15 protein-coding genes and 2 pseudogenes are annotated in these 18,189 nt (G+C 69.1%); 6 read left to right on the forward strand and 11 right to left on the reverse strand.

Annotated elements, in window-relative coordinates; genetic code table 11:
* Positions 1 to 64 precede the first annotated feature (64 nt).
* The 5 genes from AQJ54_RS19015 to AQJ54_RS45040 all read left to right on the forward strand — a co-directional run bounded on the left by AQJ54_RS19015 (position 65) and on the right by AQJ54_RS45040 (position 7,184).
* A complete protein-coding gene (locus tag AQJ54_RS19015; protein ID WP_428843803.1) occupies positions 65 to 1,393 on the forward strand; it encodes a glutamine synthetase family protein in 1,329 nt (442 codons plus the stop codon).
* Positions 1,394 to 1,410: 17 nt separating this feature from the next.
* Entirely contained in the window at positions 1,411 to 2,697 is a 1,287-nt protein-coding gene (locus AQJ54_RS19020; RefSeq protein ID WP_062238853.1) for a cytochrome P450, read from the forward strand.
* Between the two features lie 208 nt (positions 2,698 to 2,905).
* The gene (locus AQJ54_RS19025) at positions 2,906 to 3,844 is read left to right on the forward strand and encodes a TIGR03619 family F420-dependent LLM class oxidoreductase (RefSeq protein WP_062019347.1); all 939 of its coding nucleotides are present in this window, start codon (positions 2,906 to 2,908) and stop codon (positions 3,842 to 3,844) included.
* Positions 3,845 to 3,953: 109 nt separating this feature from the next.
* Positions 3,954 to 4,682, forward strand: coding sequence for an NADPH-dependent F420 reductase (gene npdG / locus AQJ54_RS19030; protein WP_062238855.1), 729 nt, complete (start codon positions 3,954 to 3,956; stop codon positions 4,680 to 4,682).
* A gap of 549 nt (positions 4,683 to 5,231) precedes the next feature.
* Complete coding sequence (locus tag AQJ54_RS45040; protein ID WP_428843795.1) at positions 5,232 to 7,184, forward strand: PAS domain S-box protein; 1,953 nt, start codon at positions 5,232 to 5,234, stop codon at positions 7,182 to 7,184.
* Between the two features lie 223 nt (positions 7,185 to 7,407).
* On the opposite strand, the gene AQJ54_RS19045 is transcribed toward AQJ54_RS45040, so the two are convergent.
* The gene (locus AQJ54_RS19045) at positions 7,408 to 7,638 is read right to left on the reverse strand and encodes a tautomerase family protein (protein ID WP_062238857.1); all 231 of its coding nucleotides are present in this window, start codon (positions 7,636 to 7,638) and stop codon (positions 7,408 to 7,410) included.
* 126 nt (positions 7,639 to 7,764) lie between these two features.
* Positions 7,765 to 8,502, reverse strand: coding sequence for an SDR family oxidoreductase (locus tag AQJ54_RS19050; protein WP_062238859.1), 738 nt, complete (start codon positions 8,500 to 8,502; stop codon positions 7,765 to 7,767).
* 92 nt (positions 8,503 to 8,594) lie between these two features.
* Between AQJ54_RS19050 and AQJ54_RS19055 the strand changes: the two genes are divergently transcribed.
* Positions 8,595 to 9,434, forward strand: a complete 840-nt coding sequence (locus AQJ54_RS19055) for a LysR family transcriptional regulator (protein WP_062238861.1) — start codon at positions 8,595 to 8,597, stop codon at positions 9,432 to 9,434.
* 199 nt (positions 9,435 to 9,633) lie between these two features.
* Here the strand turns inward: AQJ54_RS19055 and AQJ54_RS19060 are convergent, their stop codons facing one another.
* The 9 genes and pseudogenes from AQJ54_RS19060 to AQJ54_RS19095 form a co-directional block, all read right to left on the reverse strand.
* Positions 9,634 to 10,323: a response regulator gene (locus AQJ54_RS19060; protein WP_062238863.1), complete on the reverse strand. Its 690-nt coding sequence runs from the start codon at positions 10,321 to 10,323 to the stop codon at positions 9,634 to 9,636.
* 114 nt (positions 10,324 to 10,437) lie between these two features.
* The gene (locus tag AQJ54_RS19065; protein WP_062238865.1) at positions 10,438 to 11,106 is read right to left on the reverse strand and encodes a potassium-transporting ATPase subunit C; all 669 of its coding nucleotides are present in this window, start codon (positions 11,104 to 11,106) and stop codon (positions 10,438 to 10,440) included.
* 5 nt (positions 11,107 to 11,111) lie between these two features.
* Positions 11,112 to 13,232 carry a potassium-transporting ATPase subunit KdpB gene (kdpB, locus tag AQJ54_RS19070; RefSeq protein WP_211278560.1) on the reverse strand — a complete coding sequence of 707 codons (2,121 nt, stop codon included), beginning with the start codon at positions 13,230 to 13,232 and terminating at the stop codon, positions 11,112 to 11,114.
* A complete protein-coding gene (kdpA, locus tag AQJ54_RS19075) occupies positions 13,229 to 14,893 on the reverse strand; it encodes a potassium-transporting ATPase subunit KdpA (protein ID WP_062238867.1) in 1,665 nt (554 codons plus the stop codon). Before kdpA ends, kdpB begins: the two co-directional genes overlap by 4 nt.
* A gap of 8 nt (positions 14,894 to 14,901) precedes the next feature.
* Entirely contained in the window at positions 14,902 to 14,991 is a 90-nt protein-coding gene (gene kdpF / locus AQJ54_RS19080) for a K(+)-transporting ATPase subunit F (RefSeq protein ID WP_020139790.1), read from the reverse strand.
* A gap of 224 nt (positions 14,992 to 15,215) precedes the next feature.
* Positions 15,216 to 15,694 (reverse strand): annotated as a pseudogene (locus AQJ54_RS46385) (amino acid permease); the annotation flags it as partial.
* A gap of 5 nt (positions 15,695 to 15,699) precedes the next feature.
* The gene (locus tag AQJ54_RS19090) at positions 15,700 to 16,944 is read right to left on the reverse strand and encodes an NAD(P)/FAD-dependent oxidoreductase (RefSeq protein WP_062238868.1); all 1,245 of its coding nucleotides are present in this window, start codon (positions 16,942 to 16,944) and stop codon (positions 15,700 to 15,702) included.
* Between the two features lie 287 nt (positions 16,945 to 17,231).
* Positions 17,232 to 17,419, reverse strand: a pseudogene (locus tag AQJ54_RS46735) (MFS transporter); the annotation flags it as partial.
* Between the two features lie 166 nt (positions 17,420 to 17,585).
* Entirely contained in the window at positions 17,586 to 18,185 is a 600-nt protein-coding gene (locus AQJ54_RS19095) for a TetR/AcrR family transcriptional regulator (protein WP_107121098.1), read from the reverse strand.
* Positions 18,186 to 18,189 lie beyond the last annotated feature (4 nt).

Raw genomic sequence — 18,189 nt, forward strand, 5'->3', positions numbered from 1 at the left:
CACACCCCAAGCGCCCGAGGAGACATCGGTGAGCGCAGCCCCGAACCCCAGCCTCCGTCAGCACATGCAGCGGCTCGCCGCCGAGGGCATCGACGTGGTGCGCGTGACCTATCCCGACCTCATCGGCGTCGACCGCGCACGCGACGTCCTGCTGGACCACCTGCCGTCAGCCTGCGACCACGGCCTGGCCTTCTGCCGGGCCGTCTACCACACCAGCCCCCAGGGGGAGGTGGTCCCCGTCTCCGGCGGACTCGACGCCGGCCTGCCCGACATCACCGTGCGCCCCGACCTGGACAGCCTGGTCCCCCTCCCCTGGGAACCCGGCGTCGTCTCCTGCCTCGCCGACGCCACCGACCCGGCCACCAGCCTGCCCGCCCCCGAGTCACCCCGCGATCTGCTGCGCAGCGTCCTCGCCCGGTGCGCCGAGCACGGACTGCGTCCGGTGGTCGGCCCCGAACTCGAGTACTTCCTCTGCGACGAGGACCCCGCCTCCCCGAGCGGGTGGAAGCGTTACGCCGGGACCACCGGCGCCGTCTACACAGCCGGCCTGCGCGCTGACGGCGACAACCACCTGCTGCGCACCCTGCGCCTGCTGCGGGACATGAACATCGGCGTGACCAGCGGCAACCACGAGTTCGACGGCGGCCAGTTCGAGATCAACCTCACCCACTCCGAGGCCCTGTCCGCCGCGGACCGCGCCTTCCGCTTCAAGTCCGCGATCAAGGAGCTGGCCCGGAAGGAGGGGAAGCTCGCGACCTTCATGGCCAAGCCGTTCAACGGCGCCGGAGGCTCCGGTTTCCACCTCCATCTGTCCTGCGAGAGCGCCGACGAGGAAGGCGCCGGCAACGCCTTCGACGACCCCACCGGGCCGTACGGGCTGTCCGCCACCGCCCGCCACGCCGTCGCCGGCCTCCTCACCCACGCCCCGGCCCTGGCCGCCCTGGCCAATCCGACCGTGAACTCCTACAAGCGGTTCGGCCCAGACACCCTCGCCCCCTGGCTGATCGACTGGGGCCTGGACAACCGCAGCGCCATGGTCCGCATCCCGCCCGAGCGCGGCTCCGGCGCCCGCTTGGAACTGCGTCTCGGTGACGCCAGCGCCAACCCGTACCTGCTGATCGCGGGCACGATCGCCGCCGCACTGCTCGGGGTGACGGCCGGCGAGGAGCCCCCCGCCCCGCTGGAGGGCTACGGCTACGACACCGCAAGGGCAGCCGAACTGCCCATGAGCCTGCCGGCCGCGCTGGACGCCCTGGAGGCGGACACAGAACTGACCGAAGTCCTCGGCAAGGACTTCACCGCGTCCTTCCTCTCCTACAAGCGCAACGAGACCGAACGCTTCCAACGGCACGTCACCGACTGGGAGTTCACCGAGTACGCCTACCACCTGTGACGACTGGGAGCCATGCGATGACGACCGAGACCCCGACCGCAGCCGTGACCGACCCGATGCCGCTGGCGGACGTCAACCTCGCCGACCTGGACAACTTCACCGACGGGACCACCCCGTGGCGTATGTTCCACACCCTGCGTCACCAGGACCCGGTGCACTGGCAGCCCGAGGAGGCCCCCAACTCCGGTTTCTGGGCGGTGACCCGGCACGCCGACATCGCCCGCGTCGACCGCGACGCCGAGACGTTCACCTCGATGAAGTTCGTGAACCTCGAAGAGGTCGACGAGGACCAGATCAAGAAGCGCGCCTCCATCCTGGAACTGGACGGAGTACGCCACCGCGCCCTGCGCAGCCTGCTGCAGCGCCAGTTCGGTGCGAGCGTCATCAACAGCTACGCCGACTTCCTGCGCGGCCTGACCGCCACCACACTGGACGCGGCGCTGGCCAAGGGGACCTTCGACTTCGTCAAGGAGGTCTCCGCCGACTTCCCCATCAACGTCCTCGCCCGCCTCCTCGACGTACCGCCGGAGGACAACCAGCAGCTCATCGACTGGGGCAACCGCATCATCGGCAACACCGACCCCGACTACGCCGACGTCCTGCTGCACAGCGCGGAGAGCGAGCAGTACCGCGATCTGCCGTTCCGCTCCCCCGCCTCGCTGGAGGTCTTCGAGTACGGCCGTGAGCTGGCCCGGCAGCGGCGCGGCGGCGACGGCACCGACCTGGTCTCCCGGCTGGTGAACACCACCCCGAAGGACGGAGTGCCCCTCTCGCCGCAGGACTTCGACAACTACTTCCTGCTCCTCGTCGTGGCCGGCAACGAGACCACCCGCCACACCATCACCCACTCCATGCTGGCCCTGCTCCAGCACCCAGAGCAGCTGGCCCGCCTCCAGGAGAACCCCTCCCTCATCCCGACGGCGGTGGAGGAGTTCCTGCGCTGGGCGTCGCCCGTCTACCACTTCCGCCGCACGGCGACCCGGGACGTCGAACTGGGCGACAAGCAGATCAAGGAAGGCGACAAGGTCGTCATGTGGTACGCCTCCGGCAACCGCGACGAGGAGGTCTTCGGCAACCCCTACGACTTCGACGTCGCACGCCGGGACAACGACCACGTCACCTTCGGCAAGGGCAGCCCCCACCTGTGCCTGGGCAACCTCCTCGCCCGCACCGAGATCCGCATCATGTTCGAGGAGCTCATCCCGCGCATCGCCGGCATCGAACTCGCCGGCGACGTCCCCCGCGTGCGCTCCAACTTCGTCAACGGCATCAAGAGGCTGCCGGTCGAGGTCACCCTCGCCTGACCGACTGACCGACTGACCGACGGAGCGACTGACCGCCTGACCGACTGAGCGCCTGACCAACTGCCGCGGCCGCCCAGACGGCTGCGACTGCGGCTACGGCTACGGCTACGGCTACGGCTACGGCTACGGCTGCCGGGGTGCCCCGCCCCTGTACGAGCGGCGCCGCTCACGTCTGCCCTCAACCACACTCGTCCCGAGGATCACCACGATGACCACTCCCCGCATGCAGCTCGTCCTGAGCGAGAACTGGACCATGACCGCAGGCCGCGCGGACCTGCCCGCCGTGGTCCGCTGGGCCCGCGAGGCCGAGGACGCCGGATTCGACTCCGTCATGATCAGCGAACACATCGTGCTCGGCCCGGACGCCGGAGCCAACGGCGTGATGGGCAACCCGCGCGACTACGCCCTGCCCGGCAACCAGGACCCGCACACCCCTTGGCCCAACTCGCTCATGCTGCTCAGCGCGATCGCCGCCGTCACCGACCGTGTGCGTCTCGCCGCCTCGGCGGTCATCGCTCCCCTGCGGCACCCCCTGCTCCTGGCCCGCGAGCTCGGCACCCTCGACCTGCTCTCCGAGGGTCGACTGATGGTGCTGCCCAACGTCAGCTGGAGCCGGGACGAGTACGCCGCGCTCAATGTCCCCTTCGCGCGGCGTGGCAAGCTCCTCGACGAACACCTGGAGATCTGGGCGAAGTTGTGGGGCCCCTCGCCTGTGTCCCACGAGAGCGAGTACTACTCGTTCCAGGACGTCTACTTCGAGCCCAAGGCCTACCGTCCGGACGGCCCTCGGCTCTGCTTCGGCGGCGCGGGCATGCACGAGGCGATGGTGCGCAGGATCGTCCGGTACGGCCACGCCTTCAACCCGCTGGGCAAGGTGACGCCCGAGCAGATGCAGACCCTCAAGTCCGCGATGGCCGCCGCGGGCCGTGACATCGCCGATCTGGAGATGATCGGCGGCACCCGTGCCGTGTTCCCCGACGACCACTCCTGCGCCGACCTCGCCCAAGCCCTCGAACCCATCCCCGAGCAGATGGCCCAGGGATTCACCACCTTCTGCATCAAGCCCTCGCAGTTCACCGACGACCCGCACGCAGTAGGCGCGTTCTGCCGCGACGTGATGCGCCGCGTGGAGTCGCTGACCGCCTGACGGCACCGGCCGATGTCCCGTATCGCTGCCCCAGCAGCCCACTGACGACGGACGGCACCGAGCCGCGGAAGAACGAACCGAATGAACCGAACGAGCCGAGGACCACAACATGACGACTGCCGATGAAGCCGCCGGCGCCCGCCCCTCCACTCCCGCCGAAGCCACGCGAAACGATCCCCATCGCCTCCCCGATGTGTCCGGCCTGGTGGTCGGCATCCTCGGCGGCACCGGACCGCAGGGGCGCGGCCTCGCCTACCGGCTCGCCGGAGCGGGCCAACAGGTCATCATCGGCTCCCGGGACGCCGCCCGGGCCGCCTCCACGGCAGCAGCCACCGGCACTGACGTCCGCGGCGCCGACAACGCCACGACCGCGCGGGAGAGCGACCTGGTGATCGTCGCCACGCCCTGGGAGGGACATGCCGAGCTGCTGGCCACGCTCCGCGCGGAACTCACCGGCAAGATCGTGGTCGACTGCGTCAACCCGCTCGGCTTCGACAAGAAGGGCGCCTACGCGCTCAGGCCCGAGGAGGGCAGCGCCGCCCAACAGGCTGCCGCGCTGTTGCCGGACTCCCGGGTGACTGCCGCATTTCACCATCTCTCCGCCGTCACTCTGGAAGACCGGCAGATCGAGAAGATCGACACCGACATACTCGTCCTGGGTGACGAACGCGCCGCCACCGACACCGTCCAGGCACTCGCCTCACGCCTCCCGGGCGCACGCGGCCTCTACGGCGGACGACTGCGCAACGCCCACCAGGTGGAGTCGCTGGTAGCCAACCTGATCTCGGTGAACCGCCGCTACAGGGCCCACGCCGGCCTGCGCATCACCGACGTCTGAGAAGACGTCAGGACAATCCTCGAGCCGGGCCGCGAACGATCCGAGACGCGTTCGGGCAGCACGTCTGCCGCCGGAGCGGAAGGGAATTCGTCCCCAGCATCCGCGGGGCACGGTCCGGCGCCGCCGGTGCCGCCGGCAGAGCGACGTGTCCGGCTGATCGTGGGACTCCACCACGGCCGCACTCACGACCCCGGGTGACACAGTGAGTGCGGAAGCAAGACCGGCACCGGGCGGTGTCCACGCCTGGCGACGATGGCAAGTCCAGCATGCACGGCGCCGTTGAACGCGAGCAGCTCCACGACGGTGTTCTCACTGGCCGGTACTCGGGCCTGTCCGCCGTGACCCGTGCCCGCGGATCGCCACTCCCGCAGAAAGGCACAGGACGGACGCCGCCACGGAACGGTCACCACGCTCGTCGGGTGCGGACAAGTTCGAGCAGTGGGGGCCACTACACGACTTGTCGCGGCGCAACGGCGCAGTCTGCGCTGGGATGGCCTGTCTCGAATTGGGATGACCTGTCTCGAAGTGAGCCTGTGGGCGAGGACGCGAATGAACGACTTGATCGAAGCAGCCCCACCCGATCCCGCCTCGACGGTGGCAGTTGGGGGGTGCCGATGCGGCGCCCAAGTCCCCGCCGGCGTGACGGGCGCCGCAGAGGAGAGGTTCCGGGGACTGCTGGAGGCGGCACCGGACGCCATGGTCATCGTCGACGACACCGGCACCATCCGCCTCGTCAACGCCCAGACCGAAGCCCTCTTCGGCTACCAGCGCGAAGAACTCCTCGGCCACCCCGTCGAACTCCTCGTCCCCGGCCGCTTCCGCACCCACCACACCGCACACCGCAACGGCTACGCCCACAACCAGCAAGTACGCCCCATGGGCGCCGGACTCGACCTCTACGGCCTCCGCAAGGACGGCACCGAGTTCCCCGTCGAAATCAGCCTCAGCCCCCTCGAAACCACCGACGGCCTCCTCGTCTCCGCCGCCGTACGCGACGTCAGCGAACGCAAGACCGCCGAAGAACGCATCAACGAGCTCGCCGCGCTGGTCGAGTCCTCGCAGGACGCCATCCTCGCGAAGACCCTCGACGGTCGGATCACGTACTGGAACGCTGCGGCGCAGCGCCTGTACGGGTTCACGGCGGACGAGGTCATGGGACGGCACGTGTCCGTGCTGGCCCCCTCCGCGAGGAGACACGAGATCACCGTGCTCCTGGAGCGGCTGCGCCAGGGTGAGAAGGTCGAGCACTTCGAGACGCTGCGGCTCACCCGCTCCGGAGCGTTGCTGGATGTCGACGTCACCCTGTGGCCCACCAGGGCGGCGGACGGTGCGGTCGTCGGGGCGTGCGCGATCGTGCGGGACATCAGTGACCGCAAGCGCGCCGAGGCGGAGCTGAAGGAACTGTACGAGCAGCAACGGCACATCGCCCTGACCCTGCAGCGCAGCCTGATGGGTACGCCGCCCGCCATCCCGGGCCTCGCCACCGCGAGCCGCTACCGGCCGGCGACCCAGGGAGCGGGTGTCGGCGGTGACTGGTTCGACCTGATCCCGCTGGGCGCGGGCCGCGTGGGCGTACTGATCGGCGATGTGATGGGCCGCGGTCTGGAGGCCGCGGCCGTCATGGGCCAACTTCGTTCTGCCGCACACGCGTTGGCCAAGACCGGGCTCCAACCCCGGCAGCTGATGCAGGCGATGGACGCCGTCGTCGCCGATCTCGACGTACCGGACCAGCTGGTCACCTGCTGTTATCTGGTCATCGCCGCCGACACCGGGGAAGTCACCATGTGTTCCGCCGGCCACCTGCCGGTCCTCGTCGCCGTCCCCGGTCTGCCCACCCGGACGCTGCCGGCACCCGTGAACGCCCCCCTCGGTGTCGGTGGGGTGATCTACGAGCAGTGCTCCAGCACCATCGAGCCCGGCGCCACCCTCGTGCTCTACACCGACGGCCTGGTGGAAACACCCGGAACCGACATCGAGGAGAAGCTCACCCAGCTCGTCGCCACCCTCGACGAACTCCCGACCGCGGTGCCCGATCTGGAGACCGCCGCCGACCATGTCCTGTCGACGCTGCTGCCCGACGCGGACGGCCACGACGACGTCACCTTGCTGCTGACCCAGTTGCCCGCGGCCCCGCTCGCCACGGCCACCACGGACCTGCCCGCCACTCCCGAGTCCGTGCCGGCCGGCCGCGACTTCCTCGGCAAGGCGCTGAGCACGTGGTACTGCGCGGGCGCCGCTGACGACGCGCTCCTGCTGCTCTCCGAGATCCTCACCAATGCGGTACAGCACGCCCAGGGCCCAATCGGGGTGCACGTGTGCCGCACGGACACCGATCTCACCGTGGAGATCAGCGACCGCAGCCCCCAGCTGCCCCAGCCGCGCGTCGCGGCGGAGGACGAGGAGTCCGGGCGTGGCCTGCTTCTCGTCCGTGCCCTCGCGGACGACTGGGGCGTGCGACCGATGGACCACGGCAAGACGACCTGGTTCAGCCTCAAGCTGTAAGAGTCACCGGTGGTCAGGGTGTCGTAGCGCGGGGTACGAGGCCGACGCCGTCGCCCACACACGACGGCTGGAGCGTGGTGGTCGCCGGCTACGCGCACCTGGTGACCGACTCGCACGAACTGGCCCGCCGCCAGGCATTGCTGAAGCCGTGGGTGCACCGGACCGTGGACTACGTGGTGCGCATCCGCCCGGACCTGGTAACCGGCGCCGCTGGTGGGTGCGGTCAGGCGTCGGTGGTGTCGGCCGGTGTGGCCTCACCGAGTACGGCGAGGGTCAGCACGTTTCCGGAGATGCCCCAGCCGCCGTCGGCGACCTCTTCGACCAGAACCATGGTGTTGTCACGGGCCCGCTCGCCGTAGATCTCGACGTACAGCTCGGTGGTGCGGGTGACGATCTGCTCCTTCTGCTTCGGGGTGAGGGTCTTCTCGGGGACCTTGAAGTTGGCGAAAGGCATGGAGTTGTTCCTTCTCTCAATAGGTGTTTGCTGAGGCCGAGTGCCATGCGCCATAGCGACCAGGAGCGTGACGCACTCAACGGCCCTCTTTGGTGCGAGCCGGTCGCGCGGGACCACGTCAGTACATCACCACGGCACGACTCCGCTGTCGTCGAATACCTGGCCGGTGGGACCGTCGTCAGGCAGGGCCGCCAGCCTGACGGCGATTGCCGCGCCCTGCTCAGGGGTTTGAGTGCCGCTGAATCCGTTGAGGTCGGTGGCCACGTAGCCGGGACAGGCGTTGTTGATCAGGATGTTGGTGCCGCTCAGTTCCTTGGCGTACTGGATGGTGACGGCGTTGAGGAATGTCTTCGTCGGCGCGTAGGCCCCGCTGATCCCTCCGAGGTCGACGCCGGGAGTGGTCTGCAGCGTCAGAGAGCCGACATGGCTGGACTGGTTGACGATCCGCGGGTGCGCCGAGCGGCGCAACAGCGGCAGCATCGCGTTGGTGACCCGGATGACTCCCATGACGTTGGTCTCCACCAGCCGCCGCACGGTTTCCAGGTCGATGGTCGAAGGCTCCTCCGGCCAACCGCCCGCGATCCCGGCGTTGTTGACCAGCACGTCAAGGCGTCCCGCCCGCTCCTCGACCCACCGTGCGGCGGCGGTCACGCTCTCGTCGTCGGTCACGTCCAAGGGCACGACGAACGCGTCGGCGCCTGCCGCGCGCAGCTTCGCCACGGCGTCCGTCCCGCGACGCTCGTCCCGGGCGCCGACACCCACGCTCCAGCCCAACGCACTCAGGCCGGCCGCGATCTCGTATCCGATTCCCTTGTTCGCGCCGGTGACCAGCGCAATCGTCTTCTCACTCATGAGACCGAGCATGGCTGCGATACGGCCGGACACCAACACCGCTTCGGCAGTGCAGCGATACCCGGGCGGTATCGATCGGGACTCCCCACGGTTACCGTGCCTACATGGAAATACGCGAGCTGCGGTACTTCGCCGCCGTCGCCGAGGAGTTGCACTTCGGCAAGGCCGCCCAGCGTCTGGAGATGGCCCAGCCGCCCCTGTCCCGCGCCATTGCCCGGCTCGAACGACAGCTCGGGGTCACGTTGCTGGAGCGGACCAGCCGCAGCGTCACGCTCACCGAGGCCGGGGCCGTCCTGCTGTCCGAGGCTCGTTCGATCCTCAGCGCGGTGGCCGCTGCCGAGCGGCGTACCCGACAGGCCGCGCAGAGCCGCCCCCGTCTCGTCCTCGCCGTCAAATCGGGCACCGCAGGCGGCTTGCTGGCCAAACTCCTCGACGCCTACCGCGCGGAGCCCGGCGCAGCCACTGTCGATCTGCTGCTCTGCGAAGCGCACCAGCAGCAGGAACTGCTCCACAACGGGCAAGCCGACGTGGCTCTGCTGCATCTGCCCTTCGATTCGACGGCCGGACTCGACAGCGAAATCCTGTACACCGAGGGACAGGTGGCGATCCTGCCCGCCTCTCACCACCTCGCCGGCCGCTCCCAGGTCCGGGTGGCCGAGGTCAGCGCACTGCCGGAACTCCCGATGGCACGCTGGCCGGACCACGACGGCAGCTACCCAGCGGGGCCAGGGCCAGAGGTGAAAAACCTGACACAGCTCTTCCAGCTGATCGCGCTCGGCCAGGCCACCGTGATCATCCCCGAGTCCGCCGGCACCGATCTGCGCCGGGATCTCGCCGCCGTGCCGGTCCTGGATGCCCCGCCTGTCACAACCGTGATCGCCTGGCCCCCGCAGAGCCGCCTTCGCGCAGCCGCCGACCTGATCCGCGTAGCAACGCGTCTTTGACCGGCCGCTCTGCATCCGCTCAGAGGGGCAGGGCCGACGGATGCAGATCATCGATGAGCGCCTCGCTACCGGAACGGGCCAGGGTGGTCGACCGCGCCCGCATGGCCGACCGCATCGCCCCGCGCTGCAACCTCGCCACCGAGCCTGCCCGCACCAGGTGCCGTGCCGAGGGAGATCCGGAGCTTGCCGCGTGCCCTTGTCATCCTTCGAAGCGGTAGCCCATGCCCGGCTCGGTGATGAGGTAGCGGGGATGGGAGGGGTCCGCTTCCAGTTTTCGGCGAAGTTGGGCCATGTAGACCCGGAGGTAGTTGGTCTTGTTGCTCTGGGTGACGTTGGCGCCCCAGACCTCCTCCAGCAGGTGCTTCTGCGTGATCAGCCGTCCCGGACTGGTGACCAGGATCTCCAGCAGATGCCACTCCGTGGGGGTCAGGCGTACGTCTCGGCCGTCCCGGTGCAGCTTCTTGGCCAGCAGGTCGATGCTGAAGTCAGCTGTCTCGACGAGCGTCACCCCGGAGGTGAGCGGAGTCTCCTCGGTGCGCCGGACGGCGGCCCGTAGCCTGGCCAGCAGTTCCTCCATGCTGAACGGCTTGCTGACGTAGTCGTCGGCGCCTGCGTCCAGCGCGGCGACCTTCTCGTCGGAGCCCTGGCGGGCGGACAGCACCAGGATCGGCACCCGGCTCCAGCCTCTGAGCCCCTTGATGACGTCGACGCCGTCCATGTCGGGGAGGCCGAGGTCGAGCATCACCACGTCGGGCTGCCGGGCAGTCGCGAGCCGTAGCGCGGTGGCGCCGTCGGGGGCCGCGTCGACCCCGTACCGGCGCGCCTGGAGATTGATGATGAGGGCCCGTACCAGCTGCGGGTCGTCCTCCACCACCAGCACCCGTGTCATCGACGTGCGCCTTCCTGTCGTACGTCCGGTGACGTACTTGCTCATGACGGCGGGAGTCGGTGCACCCGGATCGTGTCCGGGTGCACCGACTCCCCCGAGGGTCGGATAACACCATCAGCCCTTGGCCGCCAAGGCCTTGAGCGCGATGTTGAGCTCCAGGACGTTCACGCGAGGCTCCCCGACGAAGCCGAGCGTGCGGCCCTTGGTCTGTTCGTCGACCAGCTTCTGGACCTGGGCCACGCTCAGGCCGTTGCGTGCGGCCACCCGGTGGACCTGGAGGTCCGCGTAGGCCGGGGAGATGTCCGGGTCGAGGCCGGAGCCGGAGGAAGTGACCGCGTCGGCGGGAACCTGAGACCGCTTGACGGTGTAGCCGGGCACCGAGTTGTCCTTGATGACGGCGGCCTGGGCGTCCTTGACCTGCTGGACGAGGACCTTGCTGTCGGCGGAGAGGTTGGTGGCCCCGGACAGGATCAGCTTGTACTGCGTGTTGACGCTGTTGGTGCCGAGGCCGTTCTGCGGGCGGCCCTGGAACCACTTCAGATCCGGTTCCGGAGTCTCCTGCCCCTTCTTCAGCGGCAGGTTGTACGACTGCCCGATCAGTGAGGACCCGACGACCTTGCCGTCGGCCCTGATCTCCGAGCCGTTCGCCTTGTCGTGGAAGAGGGCCTGGGCGACGCCGGTGACGGCGAGCGGGTAGATGACACCGGTCACCAGCGTCAGTACCAGCAGGGCGCGCAGTCCCGCCCACAGCAACCGGCCTGTGTTCAGTACGGAGTTGTTCATGGCCTTCAGCCGATCCCGGGGATGAGGGAGATGAGCAGGTCGATGAGCTTGATGCCGATGAAGGGGGCGATCAGGCCGCCGATGCCGTAGATGGTGAGGTTGCGACGCAGCATCTTGTCGGCGCTGACCGGCCGGTACTGCACGCCCCGCAGGGACAGGGGCACCAGAGCGATGATGATCAGCGCGTTGAAGATGACCGCGGACAGGATCGCGGAGTCCGGTGAGGACAGGCCCATGATGTTGAGCTTGTCCAGGCCGGGGTAGACCGCCGCGAACAGTGCCGGGATGATCGCGAAGTACTTCGCGACGTCGTTGGCTATGGAGAACGTCGTCAACGCGCCCCGGGTGATGAGGAGTTGCTTGCCGATCTCGACGATCTCGATCAGCTTCGTCGGGTTGGAGTCGAGGTCGACCATGTTGCCGGCCTCCTTGGCGGCGGACGTGCCGGTGTTCATGGCCACGCCGACGTCCGCCTGGGCGAGGGCCGGGGCGTCGTTGGTGCCGTCCCCGGTCATCGCGACGAGCTTGCCGCCTGCCTGTTCCCGCTTGATGAGGGCCATCTTGTCCTCGGGCGTGGCCTCCGCGAGGAAGTCGTCGACCCCGGCCTCCTCGGCGATCGCCTTGGCGGTCAGCGGGTTGTCACCCGTGATCATGACGGTCTTGATGCCCATGCGACGCAGTTCGTCGAACCGCTCCCGCATGCCCTCCTTGACGACGTCCTTGAGGTGGATGACACCCAGCACACGGGCGCCTTCGGCATCTTCGAGCGCGACCAGCAGCGGGGTGCCACCGGCCGCGGAGATCCGGTCGGTCACCTCCCGGGCGTCGGCGGCTACTTCACCGCCCCGGCCCTCTACCCAGGCGATGACCGAACCGGCCGCACCCTTGCGGATCCTGCGTCCGTCCACGTCGACACCCGACATGCGGGTCTGCGCGGTGAACTCGATCCACTCGGCCCCGGTCAGCACGCGCTCGCGCAGCCCGTATTTCTCCTTGGCCAGTACGACGATGGAGCGGCCCTCCGGTGTCTCGTCGGCCAGCGAGGACAGCTGGGCGGCTTCCGCCACCACTGCCTCGGTCACCCCGGCCACCGGCACGAACTCCGACGCCTGTCGGTTGCCGAGCGTAATGGTGCCGGTCTTGTCGAGCAGCAGGGTCGAGACGTCACCGGCGGCCTCGACCGCGCGGCCCGACATGGCCAGGACGTTGCGCTGGACGAGGCGGTCCATGCCGGCGATGCCGATCGCGGAGAGCAGGGCGCCGATGGTCGTCGGGATCAGGCAGACGAGCAGGGCGACCAGCACGACCATCGTCAGGTGCGTGCCGGCGTAGTCGGCGAACGGCGGCAATGTCGCCACGGCGAGCAGGAACACGATGGTGAGCGAGGCGAGCAGGATGTTCAGCGCGATCTCGTTCGGCGTCTTCTGCCGGGCCGCGCCCTCGACCAGGTTGATCATCCGGTCGATGAAGGTCTCGCCGGGCTTCGTCGTGATCTTGATGACGATCCGGTCGGAGAGGACCTTCGTGCCGCCGGTGACAGCGCTGCGGTCGCCGCCGGACTCCCGGATGACCGGGGCGGACTCACCGGTGATCGCCGACTCGTCGACCGAGGCCACACCCTCGACCACGTCACCGTCGCCGGGGATGATGTCGCCGGCCTCACAGACGACCCGGTCACCGATCTTCAGCCCGGTGCCGGGCACCTGCTCCTCGGAGCCGTCCTTGAGCAGGCGGCGCGCGACGGTGTCGGTCTTGGCCTTCCTGAGCGTGTCGGCCTGGGCCTTGCCGCGCCCTTCGGCGACCGCCTCCGCGAGGTTGGCGAAGACGACCGTCAGCCACAGCCAGGCGCTGATGGTCCAGCCGAACCAGTCCCCCGGGTCCTTGAAGGAGAACACCGTGGTCAGCACGGAACCGATCCAGACCACGAACATCACGGGCGACTTGACCATCACCCGTGGGTCGAGCTTGCGGAAGGCGTCCGGCAGCGACTTCAGCAGCTGCTTGGGGTCGAAGAGTCCCGCGCCGACGCGCCCCTCGGGGGCTTTGTGACCGGTCGGCGTGTCCTGGTGGGGCGCAAGGGTGGGTGTGGACATCGCGTCCTCGTGGGGTTCGGTACGGGTGGTCATGACGCCAGCCCCTCGGCCAGCGGCCCCAGCGCGAGCGCGGGGAAGTACGTCAGACCGGTGATGATCAGGATCGCGCCCACCAACAGGCCCACGAACAGCGGCTTGTTGGTACGCAGGGTGCCCGCGGTCTCGGGGACGGGGCGCTGCTCGGCGAGCGAACCGGCCAGGGCCAGCACGAACACCATCGGCAGGAAGCGGCCGAGCAGCATCGCCACGCCGAGCATGGTGTTGTACCAGTCGGTGTTCGCGTTCAGGCCCGCGAAGGCCGAGCCGTTGTTGTTGGCGGCGGAGGTGAAGGCGTACAGCACCTCGGAGAAGCCGTGCGCACCGGAGTTGAGCATCGAGTGCGGCGGGGTAGGCAGCGCCATGGAGATCGCGGCGAGGACCAGTACGAGCGCCGGGGTGATGAGGATGTAGCAGGCGGCGAGCTTGATCTCGCGGGTGCCGATCTTCTTGCCCAGGTACTCGGGCGTCCGGCCGACCATGAGTCCGGCGATGAACACCGCGATGACGGCCATGATCAGCATGCCGTAGAGCCCGGACCCGGTGCCGCCGGGCGCGATCTCGCCCAGTTGCATGCCCAGGATGGTGATCCCGCCTCCGAGCCCGGTGAAGGAGGAGTGGAAGGAGTCCACCGCTCCCGTCGAGGTGAGCGTGGTGGACACCGCGAAGATCGACGAGGAGCCGACGCCGAAGCGGACCTCCTTGCCTTCCATCGCACCGCCGGCGAGGTGCAACGCCGGGCCGTGATGGGCGAATTCGGTCCACATCATCAGGCCGACGAAGCCGACCCATATGGTCGCCATGGTCGCGAGGATCGCGTAGCCCTGCTTGACGCTTCCGACCATCACCCCGAAGGTGCGGGTCAGCGAGAACGGGATCACCAGCAGCAGGAAGATCTCGAAGAGGTTGGTGAACGGCGTCGGATTCTCGAACGGGTGGGCCGAGTTGGCGTTGAAGTAGCCACCGCCGTTGGTGCCGAACTCCTTGATCGCCTCCTGCGAGGCGACCGCGCCCCCGTTCCACTGCTGCGTCCCGCCCATGAACTGCCCGACCTCGTGGATGCCGGAGAAGTTCTGGATGACTCCACAGGCCACGAGCACGATCGCGGCGATCGCCGCACCGGGTACCAGGATCCGGATCGTGCCGCGCACCAGGTCGGCCCAGAAGTTGCCGAGTTCACCGGTCCGGGACCGCGCGAACCCTCGTACGAGGGCCACGGCGACGGCTATGCCGACAGCGGCGGAGACGAAGTTCTGCACGGCGAGACCAGCCGTCTGGACCACGTGGCCCATGGTCTGCTCGCCGTAGTACGACTGCCAGTTGGTGTTGGTCACGAAGGACACGGCCGTGTTGAACGACTGCGCCGGATTCACCGAGTCGAAGCCGAGCGAGCCGGGCAGGATGCCCTGGATCCGCTGGAGCAGGTAGAGAAAGAGCACGCCGACCGCCGAGAAGGCGAGGACCCCGCGCAGGTACGCGGTCCAGGTCATCTCGGCGTCGGGGTTGGCACCGATGGCCCTGTAGGTCCACTTCTCGACACGCCAGTGCTTGTCGGAGGAGTACACCTTGGCCATGTAATTGCCGAGGGGAATGTAGGCGAGAGCCAGCGCGCCGATGAGGGCGAGCAGCTGGAGGACGCCGGCGAGCACGGAACCCATGTCAGTTCTCAGAACCTCTCCGGGAAGATCAGGGCGAGGACGAGATAGCCCAGCAGGGCGACGGCCACGATCAGGCCGACGATGTTGTCCGCGGTCACAGCTTGGTCACCCCCTTGGCGACGAGAGCCACCAGCGCGAAACCCGCGGCGGTGATGACGACGAAGGCCAGGTCGGCCATCGCGAACTCCTAGGAGAGGTTCGGAAGAGAAACGGACAGATAGAGCAAACCCCGGCCCTGGCCGGATTCGGCCGCCCGTTGACGGGTCCCTTACGGCGGCCCCCGCACCTTTGACGGCACTCATACGGCCGTGCCCCGCAGCCCTCACAGCAGCCGGAATCTCAGTCGGCAGATGAGGCGTCGGTCTCCCGCCGTACCGCGTGGGCGACGACGGCACCGCGCTGGTTCTGGAGCAGCCGCTGCCACAGCCGCTCCGGCTCCGCCTCCGGGATCAGCACCGTCACCCTGGTGAAAGGCTCCGCCGCGGCGACCTCGCGGACATAGGCAGCGATCGGGCGCCCCATAGAGGCACCGAGGAACGCCGCCGTGGTCAGGGCCTCCGAGGTCACCCGGGACAGGGAGGAGACAGGAACGATCACCAGGGAACGCCGGCGGTGCGGTGGCTCGGAGAAACGGCCCAGCCCCAGCCGCTCCCCGATCCGGCCGTACGCGCGGTGGACGGCGAAGAAGGCCGCGACCAGCAGCGGCAGCGGCAGCGGCAGCGGCAGCGGCAGCGGCAGCGGCAGCATGATCGTGAAGCCGACGAAGACGTCGATGGCGAACAGCGGTACCAGCGTGTCGGAAGGCGCTACCGGACGAAGTCCCGGAGAACCTCCCTGGCGGCCCGGGCGCCGGAGGCCAGGGCTCCCTGGACCGAGCCCGTGGCCCGGTGGTCGCCGCACACGTGACGTCCCGGCCCCACCCGGGTGGTGCGGCTCATCGGCAGCGGCGGCGTCATGACCGGCAGTGCGTCGACGATCGTGCGGACGGTCAGGAGGTCCCATCCTGTGGTGTCCGTCCCGTACGCCTCGGCCAGCGCGGCCCGCACGGCCCCTTCCCGCCCGTCGGCGTCCCCGCCGAGCACGGAGGTCCCCACGAGGGCGTAACCGTCCGGGGCGTAACCCGGCACGACATCGCTCAGGACACACGTGTTCAAGAACCGGCGGCCCTCGTCGACGAGGAGAGTCGGTTCGGACAATGGCGACCGCGGTGCCACGTGGTAGTACGTGGTGACCACGCGGCAGTCGGGCACCTTCAGGCCGGGCAGCAGCCGTCCCGCGGGGCCGGGGCCGGTGGCCACCACGACCGCCCGCGCGCGCAGTTCCTGTCCGCTGTCCGTCACGGCGCCCTCGTCGGTGAGGGCGCTCACGGCGGTCTCCAGGCGGATCGTGCCGACGGGCAGATCGGCGGCGAGCGCCGCGGGGACGGCGCCGATTCCGGCGCCCGGCAGACACAGGGTGCCGCGGAGCATGCTGCGCCAGACGAGGTGGAAGAACCGGCTGGAGGTTTCCAGCTCGTCCTCCAGGAAGACCCCGGACAGGAACGGCCGGAAGAAGCGTTCGACGAACTCTGCGGAGAATCCGGCATCGGCCAGGGCCGTGCGGGTGGTCCGGTCCCGCGCTGCCTTGACCCGGCTGACCGGGCCGAACAGGTCGCGGGCCGTGAGCAGGCCGAGCGCCACGAGGTCACGAGGACCGGCAAGCCGTCCCGGCAACAGCGTCGACCAAGCGTGCGGACGCCGGGTGGGGTCCTGGAAGCGCAGAGTGCCCTGCCCGGCGGTGTGCACCAGGACACCGGCCGTGAACGGTCGCAGCCGCAGTTGCCGCAGCACCAACCTGCGGCGTACCTGCGGATAGGAGGTGTTGAACACCTGGAAGCCCCGGTCCACGACAAAACCGTCGACCCGGTCGGAGCGCATACGGCCGCCCACCGCGTCGGACGCCTCCACGACCTGGACGTCCAGCCCAGCCGCCAGGAGGTCCCGCGCACAGGCCAGCCCGGCGACACCTGCGCCGATGACCAGGACGTCGGGGATGTTCGGGGACGCGGGCACAGAAGCCTCCTTGACGGTCCGGCGGCGCCACGGCGACCGAATGCACCAGCCACGAACGCATACCGAGACTCTTCTCTCCGCACACCTGTCTTGGATGCGCCGATCACCCGCCCGGACCCTGTGGAAGCGCATGCGGGCGAGGCCCTCCGCGCGGGCCGGGGCGATTCACGGTGCCGGCGTGCCCGATCTTGGAGCAGTGACACAGGGGCTGGCCGGCGACGAAGGCTGGAGACGACGTCGGCCGCACTCTCCTTGGCGGGGTCCTGCAAGACCCGGTGAGTCCCACCACCGGCCGGGGCGGCGCACATGGCGAGCATGCGGAAGGTCGGGGCGACCCGGCCCATCAGGTGGGCGGGGACGATCGCCTGCCGCAGGGAGGGGGCGGGCACCGTCGTGGCATCCATGGCCGCGCCGCATACGGCGAGCGCGCGAGGCCGGCAGCATGCAGGTTCGCGGCGGCGGCGTGGCCCAGGACGATATGAGAGCGTGTGCGCAGCGCGTCCGGGCCCGCGCGCTTCAGGTGTCGCGCGTCCTGTCCTGCCATTGCCGCGATCACACCGCCCTCCCGCAGTTCTTGGCAGGCTGCGGTGACGATGTCGTGGCCGGGTGGACGATCTGAGGCTGCGTTTGAGCGCCGCGGGTCAGGGCCGGTCGTCCGCGAGGGCGATTGCGTGCTTCTCGGGAACTCCGAGCATCAGCAGACTCGTGATCGTTGCCGCTCGGGCGTCGAGGGTTCCGTTCTCCAGGGCGCTGTCCGCGATGGCGAACACCACGCCGTAAGCGAGTTGGCTGAGGAGGGCCGCCGGCAGGTGGCGTGCGAATACGTCGTCGTCCTGGCCGCGCTTCACGAGGTCGGCGAGAAGTTCGTCGAGCGGCCCGAGCAAGCCGTGGATCGTCTCGCCGTACTCTCCGCGACGCAGTGCCAACAGCACTCGGTATCGGTGCGCCACCGGCCAGAGGCGGGCGATGAACTCGACCCACGCCGCGTCCGCTTTCGCATCGGAGGCGTTGACTTCGGCCAACACGGCTGTCATCTCGGCGACCGCTCGTTCCGTGAGTGTCCGAACCAGGTCGAGGCGCGAGGGGAAATGGTCGTACACCGTGCGACGGACGACGCCGGCAGCGGCGGCGATCTCGCCCATCCCGGCATCCGGCTTCTCTCCCAGCAGGGCGAGGGCGACGTCAAGGATGCGATCGCGCGTCTCCATCATCGACTGCGCGCGGGAGGACTTGGAGGGCACGACA

Source organism: Streptomyces griseorubiginosus (assembly GCF_001514195.1).
GTDB lineage: Bacteria > Actinomycetota > Actinomycetes > Streptomycetales > Streptomycetaceae > Streptomyces > Streptomyces griseorubiginosus.

Bases quoted from the DNA above. Each gene is read 5' to 3' on its own strand.
- AQJ54_RS19015 (WP_428843803.1), top strand. From the start codon at position 65: ATGCAGCGGCTCGCCGCCGAGGGCATCGACGTGGTGCGCGTGACCTAT.
- AQJ54_RS19020 (WP_062238853.1), top strand. From the start codon at position 1,411: ATGACGACCGAGACCCCGACCGCAGCCGTGACCGACCCGATGCCGCTG.
- AQJ54_RS19025 (WP_062019347.1), top strand. From the start codon at position 2,906: ATGACCACTCCCCGCATGCAGCTCGTCCTGAGCGAGAACTGGACCATG.
- npdG (WP_062238855.1), top strand. From the start codon at position 3,954: ATGACGACTGCCGATGAAGCCGCCGGCGCCCGCCCCTCCACTCCCGCC.
- AQJ54_RS45040 (WP_428843795.1), top strand. From the start codon at position 5,232: ATGAACGACTTGATCGAAGCAGCCCCACCCGATCCCGCCTCGACGGTG.
- AQJ54_RS19045 (WP_062238857.1), bottom strand. From the start codon at position 7,638: ATGCCTTTCGCCAACTTCAAGGTCCCCGAGAAGACCCTCACCCCGAAG.
- AQJ54_RS19050 (WP_062238859.1), bottom strand. From the start codon at position 8,502: ATGCTCGGTCTCATGAGTGAGAAGACGATTGCGCTGGTCACCGGCGCG.
- AQJ54_RS19055 (WP_062238861.1), top strand. From the start codon at position 8,595: ATGGAAATACGCGAGCTGCGGTACTTCGCCGCCGTCGCCGAGGAGTTG.
- AQJ54_RS19060 (WP_062238863.1), bottom strand. From the start codon at position 10,323: ATGACACGGGTGCTGGTGGTGGAGGACGACCCGCAGCTGGTACGGGCC.
- AQJ54_RS19065 (WP_062238865.1), bottom strand. From the start codon at position 11,106: ATGAACAACTCCGTACTGAACACAGGCCGGTTGCTGTGGGCGGGACTG.
- kdpB (WP_211278560.1), bottom strand. From the start codon at position 13,232: ATGACCACCCGTACCGAACCCCACGAGGACGCGATGTCCACACCCACC.
- kdpA (WP_062238867.1), bottom strand. From the start codon at position 14,893: ATGGGTTCCGTGCTCGCCGGCGTCCTCCAGCTGCTCGCCCTCATCGGC.